Annotated in this window: 24 protein-coding genes; 4 read left to right on the top strand and 20 right to left on the bottom strand. The window is 59.4% G+C overall.

Going from position 1 to position 25,050, the window contains the following annotated elements; all coding sequences use genetic code 11:
* Positions 1–119: 119 nt before the first annotated feature.
* Entirely contained in the window at positions 120–740 is a 621-nt protein-coding gene (locus DGN21_RS00735; protein ID WP_126965351.1) for a DUF4142 domain-containing protein, read from the bottom strand.
* A 284-nt stretch (positions 741–1,024) separates the two neighbouring features.
* On the opposite strand from DGN21_RS00735, the gene DGN21_RS00730 reads away from it, so the two are divergent.
* The 3 genes from DGN21_RS00730 (at position 1,025) to DGN21_RS00715 (ending at position 4,200) form a co-directional block, all read left to right on the top strand.
* The gene (locus tag DGN21_RS00730; protein WP_039529228.1) at positions 1,025–1,690 is read left to right on the top strand and encodes a hypothetical protein; all 666 of its coding nucleotides are present in this window, start codon (positions 1,025–1,027) and stop codon (positions 1,688–1,690) included.
* Positions 1,691–1,993: 303 nt separating this feature from the next.
* Positions 1,994–3,229 carry a hypothetical protein gene (locus tag DGN21_RS20120; RefSeq protein WP_237474945.1) on the top strand — a complete coding sequence of 412 codons (1,236 nt, stop codon included), beginning with the start codon at positions 1,994–1,996 and terminating at the stop codon, positions 3,227–3,229.
* Between the two features lie 239 nt (positions 3,230–3,468).
* A complete protein-coding gene (locus DGN21_RS00715) occupies positions 3,469–4,200 on the top strand; it encodes a carbon-nitrogen hydrolase family protein (protein WP_215825081.1) in 732 nt (243 codons plus the stop codon).
* A 124-nt stretch (positions 4,201–4,324) separates the two neighbouring features.
* Here DGN21_RS00715 and DGN21_RS00710 read toward each other — a convergent pair whose 3' ends face one another.
* Complete coding sequence (locus tag DGN21_RS00710; RefSeq protein ID WP_228911851.1) at positions 4,325–4,894, bottom strand: hypothetical protein; 570 nt, start codon at positions 4,892–4,894, stop codon at positions 4,325–4,327.
* Positions 4,895–5,255: 361 nt separating this feature from the next.
* Between DGN21_RS00710 and DGN21_RS00705 the strand changes: the two genes are divergently transcribed.
* Positions 5,256–5,498, top strand: coding sequence for a hypothetical protein (locus DGN21_RS00705; protein WP_181121014.1), 243 nt, complete (start codon positions 5,256–5,258; stop codon positions 5,496–5,498).
* Positions 5,499–5,853: 355 nt separating this feature from the next.
* On the opposite strand, the gene DGN21_RS00700 is transcribed toward DGN21_RS00705, so the two are convergent.
* The 18 genes from DGN21_RS00700 to DGN21_RS00615 all read right to left on the bottom strand — a co-directional run bounded on the left by DGN21_RS00700 (position 5,854) and on the right by DGN21_RS00615 (position 24,877).
* Positions 5,854–6,078, bottom strand: a complete 225-nt coding sequence (locus DGN21_RS00700) for a hypothetical protein (RefSeq protein ID WP_046345278.1) — start codon at positions 6,076–6,078, stop codon at positions 5,854–5,856.
* A 1,065-nt stretch (positions 6,079–7,143) separates the two neighbouring features.
* Positions 7,144–7,446, bottom strand: a complete 303-nt coding sequence (locus tag DGN21_RS00695; RefSeq protein WP_215825080.1) for a hypothetical protein — start codon at positions 7,444–7,446, stop codon at positions 7,144–7,146.
* Positions 7,447–7,523: 77 nt separating this feature from the next.
* Complete coding sequence (locus DGN21_RS00690; protein WP_215825079.1) at positions 7,524–7,961, bottom strand: hypothetical protein; 438 nt, start codon at positions 7,959–7,961, stop codon at positions 7,524–7,526.
* A 145-nt stretch (positions 7,962–8,106) separates the two neighbouring features.
* Positions 8,107–8,490 (bottom strand): hypothetical protein, encoded by a 384-nt coding sequence (locus tag DGN21_RS00685; RefSeq protein WP_184432638.1) that lies wholly within the window; start codon positions 8,488–8,490, stop codon positions 8,107–8,109.
* Positions 8,491–8,856: 366 nt separating this feature from the next.
* Positions 8,857–9,210: a SymE family type I addiction module toxin gene (locus DGN21_RS00680; protein WP_215825078.1), complete on the bottom strand. Its 354-nt coding sequence runs from the start codon at positions 9,208–9,210 to the stop codon at positions 8,857–8,859.
* Between the two features lie 350 nt (positions 9,211–9,560).
* Entirely contained in the window at positions 9,561–9,842 is a 282-nt protein-coding gene (locus DGN21_RS00675; RefSeq protein ID WP_215825077.1) for a hypothetical protein, read from the bottom strand.
* A gap of 132 nt (positions 9,843–9,974) precedes the next feature.
* Complete coding sequence (locus DGN21_RS00670) at positions 9,975–10,730, bottom strand: Cthe_2314 family HEPN domain-containing protein (protein ID WP_215825076.1); 756 nt, start codon at positions 10,728–10,730, stop codon at positions 9,975–9,977.
* Positions 10,731–10,984: 254 nt separating this feature from the next.
* A complete protein-coding gene (locus DGN21_RS00665; RefSeq protein ID WP_215825075.1) occupies positions 10,985–11,794 on the bottom strand; it encodes a hypothetical protein in 810 nt (269 codons plus the stop codon).
* Between the two features lie 363 nt (positions 11,795–12,157).
* Positions 12,158–13,102 (bottom strand): 5'-nucleotidase, encoded by a 945-nt coding sequence (locus tag DGN21_RS00660; protein WP_215825074.1) that lies wholly within the window; start codon positions 13,100–13,102, stop codon positions 12,158–12,160.
* 87 nt (positions 13,103–13,189) lie between these two features.
* The gene (locus DGN21_RS00655; protein ID WP_215825073.1) at positions 13,190–13,627 is read right to left on the bottom strand and encodes a hypothetical protein; all 438 of its coding nucleotides are present in this window, start codon (positions 13,625–13,627) and stop codon (positions 13,190–13,192) included.
* A gap of 82 nt (positions 13,628–13,709) precedes the next feature.
* Positions 13,710–14,543, bottom strand: a complete 834-nt coding sequence (locus DGN21_RS00650) for a hypothetical protein (protein WP_215825072.1) — start codon at positions 14,541–14,543, stop codon at positions 13,710–13,712.
* 94 nt (positions 14,544–14,637) lie between these two features.
* The gene (locus DGN21_RS00645; RefSeq protein WP_215825071.1) at positions 14,638–14,838 is read right to left on the bottom strand and encodes a KTSC domain-containing protein; all 201 of its coding nucleotides are present in this window, start codon (positions 14,836–14,838) and stop codon (positions 14,638–14,640) included.
* 53 nt (positions 14,839–14,891) lie between these two features.
* Complete coding sequence (locus DGN21_RS20115) at positions 14,892–15,275, bottom strand: hypothetical protein (RefSeq protein ID WP_252374677.1); 384 nt, start codon at positions 15,273–15,275, stop codon at positions 14,892–14,894.
* Between the two features lie 60 nt (positions 15,276–15,335).
* Complete coding sequence (locus DGN21_RS00635; RefSeq protein WP_161962112.1) at positions 15,336–15,545, bottom strand: hypothetical protein; 210 nt, start codon at positions 15,543–15,545, stop codon at positions 15,336–15,338.
* Between the two features lie 187 nt (positions 15,546–15,732).
* Positions 15,733–19,599: a LamG domain-containing protein gene (locus DGN21_RS00630; protein ID WP_215825070.1), complete on the bottom strand. Its 3,867-nt coding sequence runs from the start codon at positions 19,597–19,599 to the stop codon at positions 15,733–15,735.
* Positions 19,600–19,658: 59 nt separating this feature from the next.
* On the bottom strand, positions 19,659–20,687 hold the full coding sequence (gene pelA / locus DGN21_RS00625) for a pectate lyase (RefSeq protein WP_215825069.1): 1,029 nt from the start codon (positions 20,685–20,687) through the stop codon (positions 19,659–19,661).
* On the bottom strand, positions 20,687–21,664 hold the full coding sequence (locus DGN21_RS00620) for a pectinesterase family protein (protein ID WP_215825068.1): 978 nt from the start codon (positions 21,662–21,664) through the stop codon (positions 20,687–20,689). Before DGN21_RS00620 ends, pelA begins: the two co-directional genes overlap by 1 nt.
* A 12-nt stretch (positions 21,665–21,676) precedes the next feature.
* The gene (locus tag DGN21_RS00615) at positions 21,677–24,877 is read right to left on the bottom strand and encodes a TonB-dependent receptor (RefSeq protein ID WP_102255260.1); all 3,201 of its coding nucleotides are present in this window, start codon (positions 24,875–24,877) and stop codon (positions 21,677–21,679) included.
* Positions 24,878–25,050: the final 173 nt, after the last annotated feature.

Here is a 25,050-nt window from a genome sequence, read left to right as displayed (position 1 = left end):
GAGCACGTTTGATCGACGTCCGCGCAGGTCCCTAGAGCTCAAGATGGCGACGTAACGCTCACTCGCCGCTTGCAGACCAGGCGTGGCAGACCGGCGATCTGCCACGCCCACGCCCACGCTCACATCGCCTTCTTGATGGCTTCCGCCTTTGCCAGATGCTGCTCGACGTGCGTCTTGGTCTCGGTCAGGTGCTGCTTGACCGGCTCGGTCGACGCCACCGTCATCATCTGCGTCTCGATCAGCTGTAGCGCGTCCTTGTGCCCGGCGATCATTGCATCGATGTAGGCCGCCGCGTAGTCCTTGCCGGACTTCTGCCCCAGCGTGGACAGGTCCTGCTCGCCCTTGCTTTCCAGCTTCTTGACGTCCGGGGTTTCGGCCAGCGTCCCCAGCGCCTTGGTCTTGTCCAGATTCTCGGTGTGCTCTTTCTCCATCATTTTCGCGTAGTCCAGCACCGCGCCGGTGACCTTCTTGTCCTGCGCCTGCTTCGCTGCGGCGATCTCGTGCTTGTCCACCGCCCCGAGCAAGCCAAGGGCGATGTCGTCTCCGGAACTCGCGCGTGCCGCGCCTTCAGGCGCCGGGCTGGCTTCGCCGACAGGCGGCGTGGTCGGGGTCGCCGCGCCACCGGTCGGCGTCGGCTCGGTGGACGCGGCAGGCGCTGCGGCCTCCTTGTCGGCATTCGGCTTGCAGCCAGCGAGCGCCAGCGCCGCGACGATGGACAGGACCAACAGTGACTGTTTCATGCTCCACTCCCTCTCGATTGGAGACAGCAGCATCTGCCTGCCCAGGTGAAGAAGGCTCATACACGTCCACTGCGTGATTCAGACATACGCATCTCCCGGAGGCGAATGCACAACGCCGCACCACACGCGTCACCGCGCCGCAATCGGCGGCCCGCTCCTGCGCGCGGGCGTGGACCTGGACGTGGTCAGCGCAGCTGTGGCATGCGTGGCGTGTGGTGGCACTTTCCTGCTGAAAGACGGCCTGGTTTGCCGCACACTACCGCGCCACATTTGGAGTGATAGCCATGCACAAGGCCTGGATGCTTGCCCTGTTGGGCGTTTCGCCGCTGGTCCACGCCGCGCCTGCCGACGACGATGCCACCTGCCGCAATGGGTTGTTCACCAGTGCGCCGGTGGCGTTCTCACTCGGCAAGGTCATCCCGCCGCGCCTGTACCTGCTCAAGGACACCGATGGCTGCCCGGACACGGGCGGGGCCGCATGCCAGGGACGCGCCTACGTGGTCAAGAACGATATCGTCCTGACGGCGCAGCGCCGCAATGCCTACGTCTGCGTGCTCTATCCCAACAAGGGAGGCGGCAATGCTGGTTGGGTCGCACAGTCCAGCCTGCAGATGCAGCCAAGCGCGGCCACGCCCACAGCGCAGGCGTGGAACGGCCACTGGCACGACGGCGACAACACGCTGCAATTGACCACCAACGCAGACGGCAGCATCACCGTCAACGGCGATGCGTACTGGCCCAGCGCCTTTCCCGACCCGGAACAGACGCCGGGCGGTCCGCACACGGGCTCGGTCACCGCGCGCGGCTATCCAGAAGGCAACCGCGTCGAGGTCAACGAAGACACGTGCAAGGTGCGCCTGCAATTGCTGGGCGACATGCTGCTGGCCGACGACAACCTGGAATGCGGCGGAATGAACGTTTCCTTCGGCGGGGTGTACCGAAAGAAGTAATCGCAAGCCTAGCCCCCCGGTGCGCCGCACGCCTGCAGTGGCAGGCGCATCGAGGCAGGCACGCCATCGACCACCGCGCGACATAAAAGCCGATGCCAAGCGGTGCAGTGCGGTTTACGGTGGCCCGCAACGACCACAACGAATTCGGCTCGCTCGATCCCGCAGCGGTACGGTGGATGCTGATAGCAGCAGGACGCGCCAGAGGACCTTGTTAGGGGTGACGCACCGCGTAGACCGGCGTCATCTATCATTGCCGATTGCTGTTTTGAAGGAATTGCGTTGAGACGTTCCGCCACGCGTTTGATGCGCGCACCGCTGCTTGCTGCCATGGCCTTGCTTGCCGCTTGCAGCACAACCAACACCACCAACAAATCGTTGCCGCCGTCGGCGGACAATCCCGTCAACACCAGTTACTGCATCGGGCGTCTTGCCGTGACGACCGATGTGCCCCTGCACTTTCTGGGGAGTTCCGCGCAGTTTTATTGGGGCGACATCGATACCTACCGCGAAGACGCCGCCGGCTACGAGCAGCGCCTGCTGAGCGCACAAGCATCGGCCAGCGATGGCAAGGTGCGCCAACTGATCAAGCCGGTGGAAAGGCTGGCACAGGACGATGGCAGGGTCATCGTCGCACACGCGGAAGACGCGTTGCCGCTCGACCCGAATGTCGTACAGGTCACCGGTTTCGCCCATCGCGATGGCACCACCTTTCGTTTCCAGAAGACGGCCATCAGCCGCCTGCAAGACATCACCGAACGGCGCACCAGGGAAATCCTGGCCTCGATCACCGGCAGCGCATCGCCCTTCCCGCCAGCGGCACAGTCCCAGCAGGGGTTTTGCGTCATGCACGGCACCGTCAATCTGGCACCCGGACACGACTGGCACGAAGCCTCCAGGGTCGAGGGAGAATTCACCCTGCAGGGGGCACGCTACCGTTTCAGTCTGCGTTCGCGCTACCTGCGCTCGCTGTCGTTGAACGAGCAGGAAGTGACGAACCAGCGCGATCTGCTACTGGCACTGGCGGGCGCCGTACCGGACTCCGGCCTGGCACCGATCAGTGAACTGTCGGGTGCCGCCGGCAACCCATCGCAAGGCAGTGCCCGCCTGCTTGAGATGACGACAGCCGACGGCAAGCAACAGGTCTACGAGTGGCACATGCCGGCCGTCAGTACAGCATCCAATACGCCGGCAACCTTTCTCTACATCTGGCCAGCGTCCAGGCAGGCGTCAGCGCAGGACCAGGCCAATTTCAGGCGCTGGGTCGTGACCCATCCGCAGCAGACGACGCCGCTGTTGCAGATAAAGCCAATGGCCAGCAACGGTGAGCCTCAACAGGCAACACCGGCAGCGGAAGAGAGCAGGTTGGTGTACCGGATGCAGTTGCATTACCACGGCGACCAGGCTGCCGGCGGGCGCCATTACGTGATCTACAAGGATGGCCAGAAAGTCGACGATGGACGCAGCGATGCCAACGGATTCACCAAGGCACACAATGCCGACTACGACCAGGTGTGGACAACCAAGGTGCTCAACAAATGAGTCCCTGCTTCAGTGCGGCGCACCCTGATCTACAACCAATCACGCTGGAGACGACCGGTAACCATCCGGGCAACCTATCCTCCTGAGACCGGCGCTGAAGATGGGCATCCAGGCAAGACGTCTCGCTTTCAAAAGTGTAGGCGTTCGAGCAGCATATCCGGGCTTTCAAGCGCGTTCTGGTTACCCGCCTTTCGGAATCCGCTACGCTCAAACCCCAACACGTGGACACGAGACAGGCAATGAGGCTGACAGCTGCGCAAATCCTTTCGACGCCTGGCCAAATCGAAGAGAACATCAGTAAGCACCTCGATGTCATTCGCCTGGCGGCGAGCAAGGGTGCGGATGTGCTGGTCTTTCCCGAGCTTTCCCTCACCGGTTACGAACCCGGATTGGCGCAGGCGCTGGCGGTGCAGCCCGCTGATCAGCGCTTTGATCAATTTCAGCTGGCAAGTGACCGGTACGGCATGCTCATCGCCGTTGGCGCGCCCACGAAAAGAGCAAAAGGCACCGAAATCAGCATGCTCTGCTTCCAACCGGGGCTGGAGCGCACAAGCTACTCCAAACAGCAGTTACACCCCGACGAGTTACCGTTCTTCACCGCAGGTACCGAGCAGCTTGTGCTCAGACACGCAGGTCAGGTGTTAGCGCCTGCCATTTGCTACGAGTCACTGCAGGCAAGCCATGCAGAACAAGCTGCAGCGTCAGGTGCTGGCGTGTATCTGGCAAGCGTGGCCAAATCGGAAAGGGGCGTGGCATCGGCCTATAGTCATTATCCGACGATTGCAAAAACGCATTCCATGACTGTCTTGATGGCGAACTGTGTAGGCCCCGCCGATACCTTCATAGGAGCGGGTCGGTCTGCCATCTGGAGCAGTAACGGTGAGCTCGTTTGCAGCGCTGATGCCTCCCAGGAGGCATTGGTGGCGTACGACACGGGGACCGGAAAAGCGAGCGTCTTCAGCTTAGTTTGAGATCAGGCCAAGGCCAGTAACAGGCAGCCCTGTTTGTGCGGTGACACTCGGCAATCCCACTTGCCCGCTGCGTCGGCAGCTGCGCGAGGACATCCGCGGTGGCGGGTTTGGCTTGACTGCATTATCAGGACGCAACGACCTGGGGATATAAGCCCTTTGCGCTGTTGAGCTCAACGGCCAACTTCCCTACCTTGGACAGTAGTTTGCCGATATCCTGCTCAGGATCAGCGTAGAAATAATCGATGCAAAAGCGAAGTGACGTGCCAAACTGATCGCCGATGGGTGGAAGCGCAACGCACCTGATCTGCATCGGCTCGCCCGCTCGCGCCGAATCGCGTACCCACCAGGAAAGGAACTCGAGTGCCTTAAGACCTTTCGGATCGCGCGTGATACCAAAGTTAACGGAGATGACAAGCTCGTTGTCCAAGCCTCCCTTTGTGCGCCTCAACGCGCCGAGCGGCAGGTCGGCATACGGAAGAAGACTGAAATCGCTTTCCGTGACATCAGAAAGATCCACCTTGTCCACCGCTGCATCGGTAATGCCGGGAATGGACGCAATGGCGTCTTGCAGTTCTTGTACTTCGGGCGGCATTGCAGCTCCAGACGAATTGCGTCGGACGATCGTCGTCGAGGCGCTGCTTGCCGTCAATTGCTCATGGTCTTGGAATTCGCCATCCACGGCGCGAAGCAACATCAGGAGATGAGATCAAATGCATACCTGTTGTCTTCCGGCATCGCCAGCGCTTTTAGCGCCGGACTCGCACGATCATCTTGAGAGATGAAGGAGCCAAGGCAACACTTATCTCATCGAAGCACAGTGGTATCGAAAGGCCTTGCGCGATGCGCACGGCAAACAGGGGCGTGGCGCCATTCCCGCTGACTAAAAGCAAATTTCTGAGTCAGCGGGCAATTTACGTCAAGGTGTGTAGCCCCACTGCGCGATGATGGCTTCCAAGATGGCTTGATTCGGTACGCTCGCGCCTTTACATGTCATCAGATATGCCCGGCGTGCCGCCGCCGTGGCTGACGGGTTGAAGGCCGGGCTCCATACCTGGATGGAATGGAAGGTTGCGATCGGCGCTGCACATTCTGGAGTCGGAGCACCGAAGCCGGACACGCTTGCCATGCAAAGAAAGACCGAGCAAGGATCAGGCGCCTGGGCGCGCGCTGGAGCGCTCAAGCCAAGGCTTAAAGCTGCAGCCAATGCGAAAGTGGTGGCAATGCTACGTAGCTTCATGATGAATACGTCCCTGGTAGTGATTGAAATGACGTGCTTGTCTCTGGGCGACCTGCGTTAAGCGTAGCTCAGCGAGAAAGCCCTGACACCGCTTGCAATGGTGTCGGCTGGGTCACCTGATGTTCCGTCTTCGCCAGAATGGCGGTCGTCAGGGTAGCATGTCGACCGCGCGCGGTGTGAGGGCTAGACACCGCCGGTTGGCGCCGAGCAGAGATGCACTGGTAGCTAGTCCAGTCCCGTGGCGCGACAGCGCCTGCTCATCCATCGCTCTCTTGCTTTTCATTGGCCCGGTCAATGTCGTGCAGATTAGAGACCTCAGCACACTGAAATGAAGCGGCGTGAGCCAACTCTCATAGCAAGCTGCGTTGATGGAAGATTGTCAATGGACATCTATCAAAGCCAGAGTTAGACAAAGCCTATCTGCCATCAGGCTGCTTGACCGTAAGAAAGCCAAGCGTACACAGGATGACACCCATCACGGCAAGGCCAATGACAACCAACTGCCGGATCTCATCGCTGGGCGAAGGAGCCTTGATTAGGCCCCTCAAGAAAACCAATGCGGCCACCGCCAATAATATGAGTCCGATTTTGCTATAAGGATTGATCAGGCCCCCAAGAGAAGGGCGCATCTTCTTATTCATCCATGAAGTCCTTTGTAATCCGCAGTGAGCGTTAGACTACTACCGTACGATATTCCCGCACTCTGGGCTCTTGGTCAATCATTCAACGGTATCGAGTCCAGCATAAAAATCGCAACCACGTTTGTATTGCGGATGCATCATGAAGGGATGAGAGGTCAAGTCGACTCATTAGATTAACCTGACCCCACTTCTTGTGGTCTCATCGCCTTGTGTAAGGTACAGCCCAGCTCACCTGCGGCGCGCTACGCCAGAGCTAGACAGTGTCTGCTGCATGTGCGCTGCGCACTTCGTTTTTTACAGAGAATCTGTCTGTAGAAGAGCATGAAGATCTTCGGGTCCGGGCGCTATGAGTGACGTTGAACCGTTGCATGTGGCTGTGAGTCTGAACTTGGACTTGGTTGATTGATCCTCGATAGCGCGAACACCGTCGATAACGCACAAGACGCCGAACAGCGTTGCATCGACCACGATTTGTAATGCGGCGACAACGTTGGCTTTGTCGGCAGGAGCGAGACCGCGATACCAGACGGACAAGCTAACCAAAGATTGTTGGGGCCTACGGCCCGGCGGGGCGTTAAGAAGTTCCACGCAGTCGTGAACGGCTGCATCCGCGCATTGGGTCTTCAGCCCGCTAACAAAGTCATCTGGGGTCATGTTTGGTCCTGGCTTTTGAAGAGTTCGCTAGCTTCCACCTTCAGACGATCGCGGTGTAGGCGTTTGAATACGGCGGAAAGCGAGCACAACCATTTATAGCGTATGTGAGAGCGAACTCGATAGGACGCGGGAACAAGCCTTGCATGTTCGGTTGCGCACCTAACGTGCGACATTAGGACGAACCCATGCGACTGAAGTTCTGCTTGCTTGCGTTAGCAATGGCATTTGCGCCACACGCACTTGCCAAAGAACCTTCTACAGCGTTGTCTGATGCCAACATCAGGACGCTGCTGATTCAACAATCGATCAATGCATATCCCGGCAACTGTCCCTGCCCGTACAACGCGGCACGCAATGGCAGCAGCTGCGGCGGATTGGAAAAAGTCCCGGTAGAGCATCCAGGCGGGAAAGTCACCATAGTAGCGCCATGGCTTGGACATGCGAATAGGGCAGATTGCCAATAGCCAGCCAGCCAGCAGAAATAGCAGCGGATGTAGCTGGAGTTGGAGCCCTACGAATGCTCAGCATACCTAACGTAAGCAATGGCAGAAAAGCCGTGAACAGTGCACCCAGAAAGCCAATCCAAAGAAAGCTGTCTGGGGTCGTAATGTTCCAGCGGGATGGCCAATAGGCAAAGTACGTGACGAGCGATAGGGCCATGGCCGCGATCCAGGCGCCTCCCATGCAAAGTCCGACTCGCAACATACGTTCCATGTGGACCCTAACGTTTGAGATAACCGGCATGACTCGGCTAGCCGGGACATGTCCTGTTGATTGAAGGGTTGGACGTCTCAGTGCTCATAGAACCACTCTAGGAATTCTCCTGCGACGGACTCCGACATCTCCTGCACCGCCTCGGCCACCTCCGCCGCCCCCTTTGCGGCCGCTATCGCAGATAGTGCGCACTGGAGAAACTCTTCACTCCATTCGCGCGATGATGCCGCCGCTACAAGCGCTGGCAGCCTTGACAGCGCCTCGAAGTACGACGCGGTCAGATCTTTGGGCACTTCCAGCCCGGCCTTCTTGCGACAGATCTCGACCCATGCGGGGAATTGGAAGAAGACCGCCTCAACTGTGTGCGGCGCTGTGGCGAGCACATTGATCACATGCGGCACTGCTGCGAAAGAGGCGCTGTACACGTCTCCTTGGTGGGCAAGGGCGCTCCACAGTGAGAACCATGGTTCACTCTTGCCTTCCGATGTGGATAGCGCTTTCAGTTGAGCGAGCATGGCCGGGATGTCAGAAGCCGCTCCATATGCGTGCTGAAGTTCAGACCAGCGTGGACTTTCTAGGCTAAGCACGGATGTTCCTCAAGATGTGGAAAAGGGTCAAGTTGAGCCACCCCATATTTCCGGGTTCGCTTTGAGCGAGTTGCTAGGGACCGGCGACGTGCTGAAGCAAATTACGGTACTCGCGCTCCCCAGCCTCAGGTCCCAGGAAGATCAAGTCCTCAGTGATTCCAGACAATGACGCAATGCCAACGACGAATTCTTGGCCGGTCGCCCGTGCTAGGTTTTTCGCGAATGGCACAAGCTCAGCCGCTTGGGTGGGGCCAAACTGATCGAGAGGAATGTTGAGGCCTATACACCAATCAGGGAAATCGTCAGGCTGAAGGTCCGGCGTGCGTTCATGCAATTGATTTACGACAAACGCACCGAGGTCTGACCACCTGCCCACAAGCTGGCTAAACGCAGATATCAGCAACCCTTCCGTCGCCTTATTGTCAGAGCCATCGACGTAGACATAGACAGATTGCATAAACCAGCCCTAGTTCTGTTGGGGCGCCTAAGCGCGGGACAAGATGATCCTCGTTGACTGTCTGACTACGGTCAATTGCCACAAGGGCTCAAAGCTCACCGCCTTCTAGCTGCGCCCCTACTCTGACGCAATGTGTTAGGACGCGCCCTCGCCGGCGTCGAAGATGGCTCGCCCAAAGCGGGGGAGATGGGGTGCTTAGCAGGTGATCGGGTTGGTCCAACGCGGGATGCAGGATGACGGAGGGGTGCTCCCTCTGTGTGCTCCTCCGCGCGGGGAGCAGTGGGCGAGCACGGCGAGGCGATCGGCGTGTTGTGCGCGATCCAGGGACGTTAGGGGTGCGTGCTGCGCGTCCGTGACACCTACTCGTTAGTCCGTAGGTGCCACGGTGACGACCAGCTCGCCGTTGCGCATGCGTATGTTGAGTTTGCTGCCGATGGTGAAGCCGAGTTGTTCCAGCCAGCGGCCGCGCAGGCGCAGGGTGGGGATGCGTTGGTGGCTGTCGGGGTAGTAGCCGTAGCCGACGGTGCAGTGTTGCGGGGCACGCGGGTGGCCTGGGCGGCGCGGCTTGCTGGGATCGGGGCGGGGCTCGGGGATGGGGGTGCGCTCGAGGTAGGGCCGCGGTGGGATCGAGGGGTCGAGCGAGTGCCAGCCGACTTCGGTGGGCGGCGGTACCGTGGCGCGCTTGCGCGCTGGCTTGGGACTAGACGTGGATCGACGCATGGCAAAGCCCTCCTTGACGAACAGGCCCCGCCGCCGGGTGGCGACGGGATGTCGGGAGGTTAGAAACCGCTAAGAGTCGGCGGGCGTATTTCCCCGAGGGGTGTTGTATTAGCCACCCTCCCGACGCAGGCATCGCGTCGGTTGCACCCGCAAGACGCTGCAGGCACAAAAAACCCACCGGTTTGACGGAGGTGGGTACCGCTCTTAGAGGAGTTTCTACGCTCCTTGTGGTAGAGATTGCTGCGGGTTGGTTGGGATGTCAACTGCTTTGCGCGGTAAAGCACTGCTCGAAAGCCAACAAGGTCGTCATCGTTTCAGATTAGGTATAAAATGGCTCTGATGCGTTATCTTTACTTAAAAGAGACTGTAATGTAAGGAGGTATACCTACGTTCAATGAACAGCTAAATACCCCCTGTTCAGGAATCCAATCTTGCTTCGCCAAGCTACAATTTTGACGGAAATCGGCGATATTTAATTCATTACCATTAAATCCCGCAAGCTCGGCCGGATTGCCTTGGAATTTGATTACAAGTGTCTTATCAGCAGGCCCCGCCCCTTCAAGGCCCGATGTGACAACACGCCATTTTACGGGACCACGTTCCATTTGCGTTCCAAGAATTACAACCGGCATATTGCCTCCAATTATTGATGCCTAACCTACAGGTCAAATGAGACCTACCTCTGAGATATAGCTGCCTGCTTTATAAATTAACTCAGCTCTTTCATTCATTTTTATGTTTAACCCTCACTCAAACCGCATTCTTTAAATAAAATTTTCCAGTCGAATTTTTTGCCGTTTGTACTGAAGCAACAGCTCGTCAAAGAGTGGGCAGAGCGCAGATACAAGTACTGAGTTGATCTTCACAAACTCGGCCTTACGCTTGGTGGTGAAAGTTCTGATTCGTTCGGCGCGATGTAGCGTCAGACGGTCATAGGTCAAGTTCGTATCATCCTTCCACGTCTCTTTAGAATACATGTATAGCAATTCGATCTTTCGAAGCTGAGGATCCATGTGAGAGTGCCTGTGAATCAGCTTGTGTCGATCTTGCGCGTGATTCTCGATTGTTTTTTTGACGGCCTTCAACAGCTTCGGTACTGGCGTGCGGGAGACATGAAGATTGCTGACAATCAAACCATGTGTAGCCAGTTCATCTGACACGCAAAGATGGAAGACAGCGTTTGTCAGCTGCAGGCAACGGTCGTATACCGACTGCAACCTGATGAGATAATTCTCGATGTTGTAAAGCAGATGGGCGGGTCGTTTGATTCCTAGATCTCTTGCTTTCTTACCGTATCCAAAGTCGGTCATAAAGTGCACGGCTTGATAGAGCTGCTCCACCCAACCTATCACGTGTGCGAGAGTAAACCCGACGCGCATTACATAGAACTGAAGCTCATCGACGGGGATTGAATCGTCAAGGTCGTCCATAAGCCCTATGCCAAACGCTTTCTGCAATTCTGCATTGTCTTGCGTCACGGCAGTAAACATAGCGTGCCGATAAAGATCGTCGAGTAACACCTATTTCCCCATTAAGGCTGAAGCTAACAAGTTGCACCGCAACCGCTTAATTTTCATTTTTTTAAGTGTCGTGGACCGCGCAAGGCTCCTAAAAAATAGATTTGATCCCATTTGCCTGAATTATTGGTAAGGGGCTTACTACCAGGGCACACTCATTCATTTATAATTAAAAATTATCGCTCAAAATTCGTTTTTCGAAGTCGCGCCGCAAATTAATTCGGATTAAATTAATTTTAGATGGCTGCCTGATCAAATTAACCGAGCGCGTATTGCAACTGGTCAAAATAATATTCAATATTCTCATAGTTTTGGTGCTTCCAGTAGAAGCGGGCTTGCCGATGCACTTTCATATGGGCAAAAAGCCGAAATTCTGCAATCTGTGGGAAAACCCTTTTCGCGGCTGCGTGCGATCCTTCGTCTATTTCATTGAAGTATTCTTCTCCTACCCCTGGGTTATCGAAGCTGCGAACTATCTCACCCACAATTGTTACAGATGCAGTGAAGTGGGCCAGGTCGATGATGTCGAGTGCATAGTCCTCAAGCGAAAGGTGAGCGGCAGCTCGATCAGCGTGCTGCTTGAGCAGTCCAATCCGCTTATGCAGGCAGCCGCTCTTTTTGAGGAGAACGCTATCACTCTTGGAATACTCAGAGAAAAAACTACGCAAGAATAATAATGCACTCAAACACTCATCTGCATTTTTATCGGAATACTTTTCCCAGTGTTTCGCGTGCTCTGAGAGTACTTGATCCGAAATCTTACCAAAGTTCGCTCCTGTGAGATCAGGCTTCGCCGCATGATCGAACATCTTTCGGCATGCCAAGGTGAGCGTATTTAGGTCAGAGAACTCGGAGTAGGTCTGCGCGATCTTGAATGGGTAATCACTTGTTGTTTTTGCCACCCCACGCGCTGAAGCTGAGCCCAAAAAGTAGTAGAACGCGGGAATACACATGCTGGCGCGTGAGAATACACCTCTCAGGAAGTGGAGCGATCGGTTCGTTCCAACGAGACGGAAGGGTTCGTCTGTTCGGAGCATCTTCGTTGCTCGAGTTGCCAGGTCATCCATTGGGGTGTCCCGAAACGGGGTCAGGTTGACTTCTTAAGTGACTTGACCTCGTTCCTCCAGGCCCTCAGCGTCACCGAACGTCAGTTGCATGGATGATTCTTCACTCTGTGACAATAGTGTGGCGCATCTGCTGTGCTTTGTTCAGAGGTTCCTTAAGTGAACCTGACCGCGTTACTCGGCAGAAAATATTTCGCGCCATATCAAACCCATTCGCGCAACTGCTTCAGCTACGGAATTTACTCCAAGGCGTTCTTGACTATCTGTATGTCCGTATTTTGGAAAAGTCACGTAATTATTCCTAAACCAAGTTAAGCTACGCAGTAAATTTGCTTCGGCTGGAGTAATCGGTAGCGCGCTGGCCGATCATTCGGTCAGCCTACGCTGATTGATGACACCAAACGGAATGTGGACGGACGGAACAACAGCACTAGCGGATTTCAGATGACCCGACTGATCGTCGAAGAAGATATGAGGCTTCAGAACCCCCAGCACTTTCCCTTTTTCGATACCCCCAAGAAAGAATGCGTCGTTCGCCATAACACCCCAATCCTTCAGCGTATTTAGTGCTCGCTCATGTGAAGGCGCATTGCGGGCCGTAACAATCGAGACGCGAATACGGTTCTCGTAATCTGGGTGGGTTACCTTGTGATTTTCCTCGATCGACTGAATTTTCGATACTCTGATCAGAAATTCCTTAAGCGGCCCCGGATTGTGCGGCTGCATTACATTCAGCACCTCGTGCGCATGAAACTCAGTTAGCCCCGATTTCTGCATGACGGACTCGGATTCGTCGCCCGCCAGGACTCCATCGAAGTCGAATGCAATACGGAGGGTTTTGTCCTCCTCATCGTCGTTGAACTGGGAATCCAATACTTGCCCGGCGGGATGACCTGCTTTGATGGCGGCGTCCACATCCTCCTTATTTCCAGAAAGAAAGAGTGAAATATTTAGCGCCGGAATGTACTCGTACGGGGAGCGCCCCTGCATGAAGATTGCCCGGGTCATTCCGAGCCCATAGTGCTCGATAGTCTTCATAACACGCAACCCAGTGTCCGGATCATTTCGAGATAGCAGCACGACCTCGACAAAAGGATCTGAGGGATCGGCGCTCAAATCGTTTAGGGACAGCAGGCGTTTGATGAAAGGAAAGGCAATCCCCTTCGGCAGGGCGACGTTGAGGTTCTTCTCCTGAAACTTTCGATACTCCTCTTCTCCATCGCGCTTAAAGATCGCATCTGAGTCTCTAAGATCGAAGACGGCACTAGAAGCGACACCAATGACCAGTCGATTGTCTAGCTCGTAAGGCATCCGGACTCCCTATTGTTGGTTCTATACGCTAAATAGTTGAATCAAACCGCGCAGCAAAGCGAAGTCGGCTTGAATGATTGTTAGGCCCTAGCTGACACGGCGGACGTGAGCAGAAGTTCCCGCAACTTGCATGGTGTGTCCACCACCCGCATCAAAGATCAGGACCCCGGGTCTGTACGCGTATTTGTACTCGTACTTGTATCGGGCTTGTTCCCAAACCTGCCCGTTCACTAGTTGGTACCTCGACTCTCCTTCCCAGCCAAGAAATTCATCATTGATTTGACTTTCGATGACGTCATGGATTTCACGGACCGCAACAGACTCAGTCTGTCCCACCACTTGCAAGTACAGCCGATTGTTTGCACTTACGGGTTGAATTCGAGGCATGTAAGCGTAGTAATACCAGTGTTTATACTCATCTTGAACCCAGTAAGTTCCGTTTGTAAGCTTAAATAAAAATTCTTCATCGAAGCCCTCAAGCTCGCCATCGATCTGACCTTTGAGCACTATTCGCGGGGCGTTCATGAACTCTCCATGTCGGGTTTCGCATCTAAGTTAGGCCGCGCCGCGAAGCTACGCCGGCTTGGACCAATTTTTAGTTGACAGCCTACGTTCTCGACTTATCAATGAGGTAGTTCGCAAACGCCGTACAGGCGACGAGCATAAACTTGGAGTCGGCGAAGGTAAGCGACGGCTCATCCAACATCGCGTGTCTAATTCCGCCTGAGTCAGACGTGTAGCCGTAAAGCTTCGCTAGTGCAGAACGTAGTGCAGGGTGAATTATACCCTTTTCTTCAAGAGGCTTGAGTGCTTGACCCAGTGTGGCGGACGAGTCTCCTGTTAAATCCTTACAAAGCGACTCAACTGCACTAATGGACTCTTTGATCGAGTTGCGGTGGTCTGGCGCTGCCCGGTCTGACAACATTTCCAATGCCGTCTTAAAATGTTTGACAGCACCCGCATTGAGTTGGCGGCTGCCTAGCGCTTGCTCAATACTATCAAGTTCTTCGGGCGCCGTAATTGGTGTGACACACCCTTCGACTATCCGATAGCCGGATAGGTGCTCTTCGAGTACGCGATTAGCGAACTTTTGAAGAGAAGTATCACTCTGCTCAGGCGCATAAGCAATAATAAACTCGATTAAGTCATAGCATTCGTTCCAGCGCGCTTTGAAATACCAGTCTCGGATGTACGCGATCGCTTCCTCTATGTACTTAGGCGAGCGATCAATTGGTAGGTTAAAGAATCGGTGCCAAAGCTGATAGACGAGCATCTGGAGGTTCGACCTCTCGACTTGCTGATACTCAAGTCGATTTTCGAAATTTGACCATACGATAATGTGCAGCGCATCCCATAGCGCGTTTCGCAGCGGTAGGTCAATGTCGTCCGTCTGGATCAGACTTTTAACCTGCCTAAGGCCCATTCTTTCGGAAAACGACATCCCCCCTCCCTGTCAGCTGACGCCTGAATTAAGCCGAGCCGTGAGGCGGCTTCGGCTCGAATGAATTGCTATGACACACCCCGAATCCAAGCGGCTAGCACTGATAGCGGTCACGGATGTGATCGTTGTAGTAACCGCCTTTTGAGCCCGCATTGAGAAGCCCCTGAAACACGTGCAAGGGCACACCGCAGAAATCGTACGTGTGGCCCTGCACGAACTGAATTTTCATACGCATGTTGGCCGGGTCGTAGCCAATAGCGCTGATGGCTGACGAGGCTACGCGAATCATATCCATCGATTTTCCTAGCGCTTGAATTGAGTGGGACTACATCGTGGCTGCCGCTTGGATCAATTGTCAGTACTAAGCTTCGTCATATTGCGATGGCGAGCCAGCAGCATGCGGAGTATCAGAAGTGCCGGGAACGCAAGGACGGCGACTCGCAGCTGAAGCGTCGGCATCACACCCTCTTTCGGCCAGAACAAAAGCCAGATCGCGAGTGCCGCGAGGCAGCACAGTGTCAGCATCAGCAATCGCTTGGCGACGCGTAAGGAAAACGGCATTGCCAGCGCGGGAGCGGCCATTACTAGAAATCCAATTCCGCTGATCAATGCGCCCGTCTGCCCTTCACGTACCTGGCCTACTGCAACCAGCGCCACCAGCAGTGCGCCTGTCGCCGCGAGCATGACGCCGGCAAGGCCGGCGAGCAGCTTCAGGAGTTTTTGATAATGCATTCTTCGCGTCCTAGTTCCAGCATTACGCAGCACTTCCGAGTGGCGTTGGCTTGAGGCTTGCTAGGACTTGTGACGCCGATAGTGGTTGTTGGTACTGGTGCTGCGGTAGCTGCCACCCTTGTGCGAAGCACCGTGGCCTGCGCTGTAGTGACCGCCGTGACTGGTGGTGTGGTGCGTGCCGGCGGCCCTGACGCGCGCTTGCGCTGTTGCGGTAAACAAACCGAGTGCGGCCACGCTAAGTGCCACGATGCTCCATGCCTTGCTCAACATTGTTTCTTCCCCCTGAAGAAATGTGTGGCTTTGCGGCTGCATTACATACTGCGTGACTTGATCCTCGCCGAGTTTTTGGGTTGCGTCAATGCGGTTGCGCGAGTGGTCGTTGGCTTTGTCGGCCTTATCCTCATCCGCCCTGCGGGCACCTTCTCCCTCGTACGTGAGAAGGGCTTGGTTTATCGGGTTATTGGCTGTTTTCTGCGGTTGCCGGCTTGGCTGGAGTGGGTAGAGCGAGATTATTGTTGAGGTCGGTAATCTCTGGCGCGTTGCTTTCGATCACTACACGCAATTGCGCGGTTTTTTGATTTGCCGCGTTGGTTAGTGGCAGGCGTACCTGGGCGGTGATTGGCTGCAGATCGCGTGGTGCCGCAAGTGCCGGGAATGCAGCTCTTGCCAGTTCCTTGCCACGCGCATCTTCCAGCACCACAAACCCCGCCGGTGCATCGGCATGGCCGAGGCTGTGCACGGTCACCTCAATGGCATCGGCGGTCACGCGCACATCGCCATGACCAATCCCCAGGTCCGGGCGCAGTTCGACCGGGGTGGTGGCTGCAATGCGTTCGAGCTGCAGGACGGTGGTGCGGCCTGCGGGGAAGTCGATGTCGATGGCCGCGCTTTTTTCGAAAGCGACCTCTTGCGTTTTACCCGCGCTGTCGAGCTTGCCGTCATTGCCTTTGCTCACGCCTTGGGTGATGCGCCATTGGCCCGGGGCGACGTTCCAGCCGGTCATGCTGGCGCGCTGCGCCTTGTGGGAGGTGTTGTAGGCGATGACGGTGAAGCGGTCTTGCTGGGGTGCGGGGATGGCGATGGCGACCTGGGTTGCGGCCTCTGGATCGGCGAAGCGCCAGCTGACGGTGTGGCCGGGGTAGGTCTGGTTGCGCTTGAGGGCCACGCCGCCTAGGCGTGCGCGTTGCAGGTTGACCGTGGGGGATTCCACGCGGTCGCTCCACCAGTGGCCTTCGGTGTTCATGTAGAAGTTCTGCAGTTTCTCCCGCGCCTCGCTGCGGTAAATGGCGGCGAGATACTCGAGATTGCCGGTTTGCTCCCAGGCCACGTGATGCGGGAAGTCCGGGGCGCTGCCGTCGTCCTTGTTTGCGGCATCGATGAGCTTGCCGCTCCAGTCGCTGCGCTTGCCCATGACGTCGAGGAAGTTTTCGTTGAGCAGGGAGAGGCCGTTGGGGCCGCTGTTGGCCACGCGATAGTTAATCGGCTTGAGATAGCGATCTTCGCCGGTGAAGCGGTAGGCGGCCCAGAAGGTGTGCAAGGTGTCGGCGCCGCCGCTGCCTTCGAACAGTTCGCCGCCGCGGGTTTTGCCGGTTTGCCAATTGATCTCGTTGGGCAGCGCCCAGTTGCCCTTGGCGTTGGTGTAGGCGTGGGCGAGGTAGCCATCTGCTAACCCGGTGACGATGCGGCGGCTGTTGGGGTCGGCGTTATAGCCGCCCAGCAGGATGGCCGGGTGCACGATGGGGAAGGAGTACGGTTTTTGCCATTGCCAGTTGGGCTCGTGGTAGACCTTGCGGCCGCCAAACCAGTTGCTGGCAAACAGCAGGTGGCCTTGCGGGTTGACCTGGATGATGGTGTCGAAGGCCTTGACCGTCTGCATCAGGCGCTCGACGGTGCGCGGGTCGCCCCAGTTGAGATATAGCAGGGCGCTGTTGAGGTTGATGCCCTCCTCATAGGAATGCAGCTCGTCGGTTTCGATGGTGGACAGGCCGTTGGTGAACATGCCGTTGCGGTAGTTGGCATCGGACAGCGCCAGCATGGAGGCGTTGAGCATGTCCGGGTCCACGCCCATCAGGGCGACGCCGGGCCATTGCTGCACCAGGTCCGAATCGTCGGAGATGCCGCCGCCGAAATCGCCGTAGGCCACCTGGCGCTGCTCGATCCACCAGCGGATATAGCGACGGGTGGCGCTGAGGTTTTGCAGCTGCCAGAACGCCCAGGCGGGCACGCCCTTGGGCACGCTGGGCAGTTCGACAGGCAACGCGCCCTGGTTGGCGTAGCTGATGTCGTTCCAGTATTCGCGGCCGAGCGCGTGGTCCGGGTCGACGCGCAGCAGGTCGGTGATGTCGGCGTCCAGCCGCTTGTAGAGCAGCTGGCGCTTGGAGGTGGTGTGCTCTTCCACCAGAAAGCCCCAGTTGTCTTTCACCTGGTTGAAGCGGTCGGCGACGTGCTCTTTGATGGCCTCGACGCGCGGCTTGAACACCAGCTGCAGCTGGGTGCCATCGAGCGCGTTGGCATCGAAGCCGGGCGCGGCGGCGGCGATGCTGAGCATCAGGCTGTCGTTGCTGAGGATGCGGTCGCGCAGGTCCAGCCACAGCGTGCGGGCCTGGCCGGGGGCGACCGCGACCGAGACATCGATCATGTCGCGCGCGGGCCAGATGGGGTCCTTGATGCGGATGTTGAGCGGGATGCTGCCGTTGTGGGTGGCCGGCAGATTGAGCGCCGGCAGGGTGATGGCGATGCCGTCCAGGCCGTCGTGCATGTTCTCCCAGCCGTAGGACCAGCTGCGCATCAGCGCCTGGTCCGGCGGCGGGTTGCCCAGGCTGGACGGCACGAGGATGTGCACGATGGGCTGCTGCGCGCTTGCTGCGGCCTTGTCGCTGGGACGCTTGCGCGCCGGCGCCTTGGTGGGCAGCGCGATGACGGTCTGGCGCTCGCCTGGCGGGTAGCGGCCGGCGATGACATCGCGCAGGGGGGCGAGGTTGTCGTAGTCGGGCTGGATGTCGCTGCGCACGGTGTAGCTGAGTTGCGCGCTGCCTTTGGGTACCTCGCCCGGTTGCACGTTGTAGGCCCAGATTTCCTGGATGGGGGTTTCCTGCGCGGTGTTGGCAAAGCGCAGGGTGCCGCTGCGGCGCTCGGGGAACTGGTCCACGCTGCGCACCACGCCCTGGCTGCGTGCGAACAGCGGCTGTGCCTGTGCGTTGGGCGCGGTGTAGCTGGCCTGGCCGTAGGCGGCGCCGCGCAGCTCGATGCGGTTGAAGGCCTCGTCCGGCAGGGTGAGGTCCAGCGCCTTGCCGCCTTCGACGTAGGTGTTCCAGTCCGGTAGCTGGAAGTAGTCGTCGCGCCCGGGCAGGCGCGAGCGGTTGTAGACGCCGGGCCAGGTGGTTTCGGCGATGCCGTCGGTGGCCTTCCACATCCATTGCTTGAGGTCGCGCGCGTCGGTGAACTCCACCTTGCGGATGCGGGTGACCGGTGCGTCCAGCAACGGCGGTGCGTGGCCGTTGTCCCAACCGAAGCGGTGCAGGAAGGCGGCGTGCTGCGATGCCGGTGTGGCCGGCTCGGCGGTGGCGGGCTCCTGCAGGCGTGCCAGTGCGGCGGCGCCGCTGGCGTCGAGCATGCGGTCGTAGATGCGGATCTCGTCGAAGTCGCTGCCGCGCAGGAAGTTGTAGCGGCTCTGCACCTGGTGCGGCGACATCACGCGGCCGGCCAGGCCGAACTGGTCCAGCGCGGCGTCGAAGTCGAGCGCGCCGCCGTTGGCGCAAGGCGCACCGCAGTCCACGCGTGCGGCTTCCTTACCGTCCACGTACAGGCGCACGCCGCGGGTTTCGTCCCAGGCAAACGCAATGTGGGTCCAGTCGCTGGCGGCCGGGTTCTTGTCGAGCTTGAAGGAGACGCGGGTGCGCGCCAGGTTGGCGTCGGTGACGAAGGCATCGAAGCCGTGGCCGTTCCAGTCGATGCGCAGCCAGGCCATGTCCCAGCTGGTGTGGTCGGCATAGCCGACGCGGAAGATCACGAATGGCGCTTCGCCCACGGGATAACGCGCGCGCCAGAAGAAGCTCAGCGTGCCGCGCTGGGTGTAGAGGTTGCCGGGCGCATTCCACGACAGCACACCGTCGTCGGCCCATTCGATGGCATTGCCACGCTTGCCGGTGGGCACCAGCGTGATCTTGTCGCGGAAGTTGGGCACGCCGTCGCCGCGGGCCACATCGGCCTGCAGGTCGCGGTCGGCCGACACCCGGAAAAACAGCTCCGGCGCGGTGGTGGTGGCCGCGCTCACCGGCAGCGCGATCAGGCACAGCATTCCCAACAAGAACTTCGACACGCTCACCTCGTCAATTCCAAAACGTAAAACAGCCACCGCGCTTGCACGCGGTGGCGACGACGCACTTACAGACCGTTGGCGGTACGCCACTTGGGAATGTCGTCCTTCAACAGCTTGTCCGGCCAGGTGCCGTGCCAGGCATAACCGACGCGGCGCTCGTTTGGCACCTGCATGTACTCGGTCAAGGCCTTGCCGTCGCGATTGGCGTAGAGCGGGCGTTGATTCTGCAGGTCGTAGAAGCGTGCCCATAGTGACGCACCCGGTTGCGCGACGAGGATCACGTCCTGGCCGGTTTCCTGGGTGGGGTCGTCGATCTTCTTGGTGGCCAGGTCGCGCATGCGGTGGGTGTCGAACCAGCGCGCAGCGGCCTCGACCGCGGTCTTGATCTGTGCGGACGGGGTAGGCTGGCGCATCAAAAAGCGCACGATGCTGACCGACTCGCTGGAGGCCAGCGAGGCCAGCTCATACGCACGCGCCTTGGCCGGCTTGAGCGTGACCTCGTCGTACTGCGCGCCCCAGATGGTGAGCGTGCCGCCGATCCTGACCTGGGTGGCGAGCACGCATTCCAGCCCCTTGGTCACCGCCTGGCGCGCGCGTGCGCCGTGGCTGGCACGCAGCAGCGCGCCGGTGTCGCCCTTGCCCTCGCTGATGTCCTGCAGCAGGTTGAGCACGCGCACCATCGCATCGTCGTTGTAGGTGATCTGGTGATGGTAGGACGACAGGTCCGGGTAGAACTGCGGCCAGCCGCCGTTGGCGTATTGCGCGGTGAGCAGATAGTCCACGCCGCGCTTGGCGGCGGCCACGTACTTGGCGTTCTTCTCGGTCTTGTAGAGCGTGGAGAGATAGCCGATCTCGTAGGTGGTGGCCTTGTTGTCGATGGTGGCGTCGTCCTTGCGCCCGGGTTGCTGCAGCTCGGCGATTTCCGCAGCGGTGAAGGTGCGGTTGTAGTCGACGGCGACGCCCTTGTATTGCTTGGACCAGCCACCGGAGGCGGTCTGCAGCAACAGCATGTTGTCGGCGATCTTGTCGGCCAGTGCGGACAGCGGTGCCAGCAGCAGCGCGGTGGCGAGGGCGAAGGTGGTGAGCTTGCGCATCAGAACGGCCTCCAGCTGCCGAGGATGGTGTTGCGGTCCAGCGCGGCGGCCTGCGCAGCAGTGAGCTGGCGCGACCACTTCACGCGGCGCGACGGGTTGGCGCCGGCGCCGCTGCTCTGGTATTCGCTGTAGCGGGCGGTGGCCTCGTTGGCGGTGTTGCCCCAGTTGTTCCAGCCCTCGGACAGGATGTGCGCACCGAGCTGGCTGCCGATGAAGCTGACGCTGGCATACGGGCGCCACGGCCGGCCCAGGAACACGCGGCTCACGCCGCTGGCAGCGGTGACGCGCGCATTGCGGAACACGAAGCCGCGTGCGCTCTCCTGCGGGGTGGAGGCAGCGGTGAGATAGCCATCGCCCAGCGAGTGCAGTTGCACGTTCTCGAACAGCGCGGTGCCGGCGCCGAACACGAAGTCCACGGTGCCTTCGACATAGCAGTCGAGGAAATACGACAGCTTGGCGCCGCGCAGGTACAGCGTGTCCTGGTAGCCGAGAAAGCGCACGTTGCGGAATGCGGCGCGGTCGCCATCCACGCGCACCGCCACCGCCTGCCCCACCGGGCCGGCGTGATTGCCGAAGCTCAGTTGCTCGGCAGTGAAGTCGTTGCCGGCGATGATGACGCTGGACGAGCCGGAGGTGCCGTATTCGGTGCCGGTGGCCGGATTGATGCGTGAGGCATAGTTGTCGTAGGTGATGACGGTCTGGGTGGCGCCGGCACCGGTGAGCTTGAGCGCCGGTGCGTTGGACGGCACCACGATCAGTTCCTGGTAGGTGCCGGCGCCGATGTTGATCTGCGCGCGCTTGCCGCCCTGCACGGCGGCGTCGATGGCGGCCTGCACGGTGCGGTAGCCGGCACTGCCCTGCTTGGCCACGGTGTAGACCGGGTCGGCGGCAATGGCGGCGTTGCTGCCGAGCGACAGCCCCGCCAGCAAGGCGGTGGCAGCGAGAGTACGTAACACGATCCTGCGATGCGGTTGCATGCGTTGCTCCTGTCAGAACTTGTAGCGCGCGCCGATGTAGTACTGGCGCCCGGTGACGGTGTACTTGTCGGGCAGTTCCAGCGTGGAATCGACGTAGCGGCGGTCGGGGGTGTCGAGCAGGTTGATGGCCTCGAAGGTCAGCGACAGCTGGTCGTTGAGCTTGTAGGACATGTTGAAATCCACGTTTTCCACGCTGTATTTGCCGGTCACGTCGGCCGTGGCCAGGCGCTTGCCATCCAGGTCGTAGACGTCTTCCTGGGCGAGGATGTTGTTGATGTAGCCATCGCGATAACTGGTGGACACGCGCGCACTGAAGCGGCCGTCGTCGTAATAGACGGTGGCGTTGTAGGACTGCGGCGAGAGGTTGAGCAGGTCGCGCTCGGTAGCGGTGGTGGTGATGCTGGTATTGCTGCTGCCGGCGGTACTGAACAGGTAATTGATCTTGGAATCGACCTGGGTGTAGTTGAGCTGCACGCCGAAGTTGCGCCAGAAGCCGGGCAGGAAGTCGAAGGCCTGCTGGTAGGTCAGCTCGAAGCCCTTGAGCGGGCCGCCGGGCGTATTGAAGTAGCTCTGCACGTTGAAGATGGTGTCCGGCGTGAAGCCGGCCGGCAGCAGGTCCAGCGAGTAGCCCATCGCTTCCCAGGTGCTGAGCACGCGGGTGCGCTGCACGTAGCTGTCGATGTCCTTGTAGAACACCGCCGCCGACAGCAGCGAGCCTTCGCGGAAATACCACTCGGCGCTGAGGTCGTAGTTGGTGGAGCGGAACGGGTCGAGCTTGGGGTTGCCCAGGTTGATCGAGAAAAAGCGCCCGTCGTCGAAGTACTGGGTGGGCCCACCGCTGACGCTGGGCGACAGATACGCCAGCGTGGGGCGCGCCATGGTCTTGGCCGCGCCGAAGCGCAACACCACCTCGTCGCTGACATCCCAGGACAGGTTCAACGAGGGCAGGATGTCGCGGTAGTTGTGGTTGACGGTGGTGGGCACCAGCAGGCGCTCGCCGGCCGCGGCGGTGGCGCTGGCCACGCCGAAGAACGACTGGCAGTTGGGCGAGATCGCACCGGCCGCAGTGGCCGTGCACGGCGCATAGCCGCTGGCGGCGATCTGCGTCTGCACATAGCGCACGCCCAGGTTGCCGCGCAGCGCGCGGCCCCACAGGTCGGTGTTGAAATCCAGCTGCAGGTAGGTGCCCAGACTCTTTTCGTTGACGGCGAAATTGTTGTTGGACGAGCCGAAGTGGCCGACATCGGCCAGGCGGTAGTCGCCGCCGGGCACGCCGGTGTCGCAATCGCAATTGATGTTGAGCAGGTCGGCGACCTTTTGGAAATCCGGAATCACCCAGGTGGTGGGGAAGCTGCCGTTCAAGCTGCGGCCGAAGCCGTCCAGGTTGGTGCTCAGGTCACCCACGCCCACACCGGCCGGCAATGCCTGCGCCAGTCGCCCGTAGGAGATGTTGCGCGACTCCGACGTGTCCATGTCGTAGTTCTTGTAGGCCAGCCCGGTGCGGAAGGTGAAGGTGGGGCTGATGTTGAATTCCAGATCCACCTTGGCGGTGTCGAAGGTATTGCCCACCGACTGCGGGTTGAGCCGCACCTCGCTGATGTTGGTGCCGCGCGCGGTGCCGTTGCTGTTGACCGGCACTGCGCCGTAGCCCAGCCACTGCCAGTTATTCGGGTTGCCCGCATCGAACGGGAAACTCATGCTGGGGTAGTCGCCGCCACCGCGCCGGTCCAGCACGAAGCCGTCCAGGTTGGTGTTGTCGAAACTCACCATCGAAAACTCGGGGCGTTCGTAGTCCGAGGTCGAGTGGCCGACCAACGCGTTGACGCGCACCTGGTCGTTGAAGCGGTGCTGCAGGTCTAGGCTGAACTGCTTGAACTCGGTGGATTCTTCGATGTTGCTGGATTCGGTGCGGAAGTCGACGTTGTCGAACACGCCGTAGGTGAGGCGGTTCTGGTCGTCCACTTGCGCTTCACGCACGGCGATCTGGGTCTTGCCGCCGAAGTTGGCGGTGCGGTGCAGGTTGGCGCCGACCGAGTCTTCGCGCTGGTCCTTGTCCAGCTTGGAATACAGCATGTCGAAGTTCAGCAGGGTGTCGTCGCTGACCTTGAATTGCAGCGCGCCGGTGACGCCCAGGCGCTTGATCTCGTGGTCGGTGCGGATGTAGCGCGGGTAGCGCGGAATCCAGGCGTTGGTGGCGGTTTCGTAGGCCTGGATGTTCTCCGGCGTGTTGGCCGGGCGCGCGATGCCGGTGCCGCAGTTGGTGGCGCTGATGCCATAGCTGCCCCAGCCGTTGTTGCGGTCCTGGTTGGCCTGCGAGCCGACCCCGGCAGGGGTTTCGTTGGCCAGCGGGTTGCGCGGGGTCTGCGGGTTGTAGCCCACCGGCGAACAGAAGCCGTAGGTGCCGTTGTTGGTGGCGGTGCTCTGGTTGGAGTTGCGGTAGTTGCCGTGCTCCCAGCGCACCGGGTTGTAGCCCTCTTCGCGCAGGTGGCGCTCGCTGTAGGACACCGACATCAGCGCGCCGACGCGGCCATCGGCCCAGATGTTGCTGATCAGGCCGGAAAAACGCGGGTCCTTTTCGCGCGAGAGATCGTTGTAGCCGTATTGCGTGGACGCGGCCGCTTCGAAGCCGTCGAAGTCGAACGGGCGCGAGCCGCGCAGGTCGACCGTGGCACCCAATGAGCCTTCGTCCATCTGCGCCGACTGGGTCTTGCTGATGGTGACGCGGCTGAAGAGTTCGGAGGCAAAGGTATTGAAGTCGAAACCGCGGCTGCGGTTGACGCCATCGCTGCCGCTGCCGGCGGTGGCCAGCGCTTCCAGCCCGTTGATTCGCACGCGGGTGAAGTCCGAACCCAGCCCGCGCACGGAGATCTGCTTGCCCTCGCCGCCCTCGCGGTCGATGGAGACGCCGGCGATGCGCTGCATCGATTCGGCCAGGTTCAGATCGGGAAACTTGCCGATGTCTTCGGCATAGATGGCATCCACCTGCTCCACGCTGTAGCGCTTGGCATCCAGCGATTGCTGCAGGCTTTCGCGGTAGGTGGCCTTGACCTGCACGCGGTCCAGATCCACCGCATCGGTGGGCGTGGCCGGCGGGCCGACGGTTTGCGCCGCAGCGCTCACACCGTGCAAGGCCAGGACGATGGCCACCGACAGACGTGCGGCGGACAGGCGGACGCCTGCCTCGGCGGCGGGACGACGCAAACGGGCTTGCATGATGCACTCACTCCAATGGCACTGGCTGCAATGACGCGCTCAGCCTCCCCATGGGCCACCGGCGTCGACATGAGCGACCGACAGCACCGCTGCGCAGTCGTCGGGCGACTGTCCGCTGCGTGGTGCCTGACGCTTCCAACATCACGCCCACCGCGTTGCACGCGTGCAGCAAC

Source organism: Xanthomonas sp. MLO165 (assembly GCF_018831305.1).
Lineage (GTDB): Bacteria > Pseudomonadota > Gammaproteobacteria > Xanthomonadales > Xanthomonadaceae > Xanthomonas > Xanthomonas arboricola.
Note: the sequence above shows the minus strand (reverse complement) of the source record. Positions and strands in the feature narration are given on the sequence as shown.

What these genes read in the sequence shown, in the direction of transcription:
- DGN21_RS00735 (WP_126965351.1), bottom strand. Translation starts at nt 740, where the DNA reads ATGAAACAGTCACTGTTGGTCCTGTCCATCGTCGCGGCGCTGGCGCTC.
- DGN21_RS00730 (WP_039529228.1), top strand. Translation starts at nt 1,025, where the DNA reads ATGCACAAGGCCTGGATGCTTGCCCTGTTGGGCGTTTCGCCGCTGGTC.
- DGN21_RS20120 (WP_237474945.1), top strand. Translation starts at nt 1,994, where the DNA reads ATGCGCGCACCGCTGCTTGCTGCCATGGCCTTGCTTGCCGCTTGCAGC.
- DGN21_RS00715 (WP_215825081.1), top strand. Translation starts at nt 3,469, where the DNA reads ATGAGGCTGACAGCTGCGCAAATCCTTTCGACGCCTGGCCAAATCGAA.
- DGN21_RS00710 (WP_228911851.1), bottom strand. Translation starts at nt 4,894, where the DNA reads ATGTTGCTTCGCGCCGTGGATGGCGAATTCCAAGACCATGAGCAATTG.
- DGN21_RS00705 (WP_181121014.1), top strand. Translation starts at nt 5,256, where the DNA reads ATGGAATGGAAGGTTGCGATCGGCGCTGCACATTCTGGAGTCGGAGCA.
- DGN21_RS00700 (WP_046345278.1), bottom strand. Translation starts at nt 6,078, where the DNA reads ATGAATAAGAAGATGCGCCCTTCTCTTGGGGGCCTGATCAATCCTTAT.
- DGN21_RS00695 (WP_215825080.1), bottom strand. Translation starts at nt 7,446, where the DNA reads ATGGAACGTATGTTGCGAGTCGGACTTTGCATGGGAGGCGCCTGGATC.
- DGN21_RS00690 (WP_215825079.1), bottom strand. Translation starts at nt 7,961, where the DNA reads ATGCTCGCTCAACTGAAAGCGCTATCCACATCGGAAGGCAAGAGTGAA.
- DGN21_RS00685 (WP_184432638.1), bottom strand. Translation starts at nt 8,490, where the DNA reads ATGCAATCTGTCTATGTCTACGTCGATGGCTCTGACAATAAGGCGACG.
- DGN21_RS00680 (WP_215825078.1), bottom strand. Translation starts at nt 9,210, where the DNA reads ATGCGTCGATCCACGTCTAGTCCCAAGCCAGCGCGCAAGCGCGCCACG.
- DGN21_RS00675 (WP_215825077.1), bottom strand. Translation starts at nt 9,842, where the DNA reads ATGCCGGTTGTAATTCTTGGAACGCAAATGGAACGTGGTCCCGTAAAA.
- DGN21_RS00665 (WP_215825075.1), bottom strand. Translation starts at nt 11,794, where the DNA reads ATGGATGACCTGGCAACTCGAGCAACGAAGATGCTCCGAACAGACGAA.
- DGN21_RS00660 (WP_215825074.1), bottom strand. Translation starts at nt 13,102, where the DNA reads ATGCCTTACGAGCTAGACAATCGACTGGTCATTGGTGTCGCTTCTAGT.
- DGN21_RS00655 (WP_215825073.1), bottom strand. Translation starts at nt 13,627, where the DNA reads ATGAACGCCCCGCGAATAGTGCTCAAAGGTCAGATCGATGGCGAGCTT.
- DGN21_RS00650 (WP_215825072.1), bottom strand. Translation starts at nt 14,543, where the DNA reads ATGTCGTTTTCCGAAAGAATGGGCCTTAGGCAGGTTAAAAGTCTGATC.
- DGN21_RS00645 (WP_215825071.1), bottom strand. Translation starts at nt 14,838, where the DNA reads ATGGATATGATTCGCGTAGCCTCGTCAGCCATCAGCGCTATTGGCTAC.
- DGN21_RS20115 (WP_252374677.1), bottom strand. Translation starts at nt 15,275, where the DNA reads ATGCATTATCAAAAACTCCTGAAGCTGCTCGCCGGCCTTGCCGGCGTC.
- DGN21_RS00635 (WP_161962112.1), bottom strand. Translation starts at nt 15,545, where the DNA reads ATGTTGAGCAAGGCATGGAGCATCGTGGCACTTAGCGTGGCCGCACTC.
- pelA (WP_215825069.1), bottom strand. Translation starts at nt 20,687, where the DNA reads ATGCGCAAGCTCACCACCTTCGCCCTCGCCACCGCGCTGCTGCTGGCA.
- DGN21_RS00620 (WP_215825068.1), bottom strand. Translation starts at nt 21,664, where the DNA reads ATGCAACCGCATCGCAGGATCGTGTTACGTACTCTCGCTGCCACCGCC.
- DGN21_RS00615 (WP_102255260.1), bottom strand. Translation starts at nt 24,877, where the DNA reads ATGCAAGCCCGTTTGCGTCGTCCCGCCGCCGAGGCAGGCGTCCGCCTG.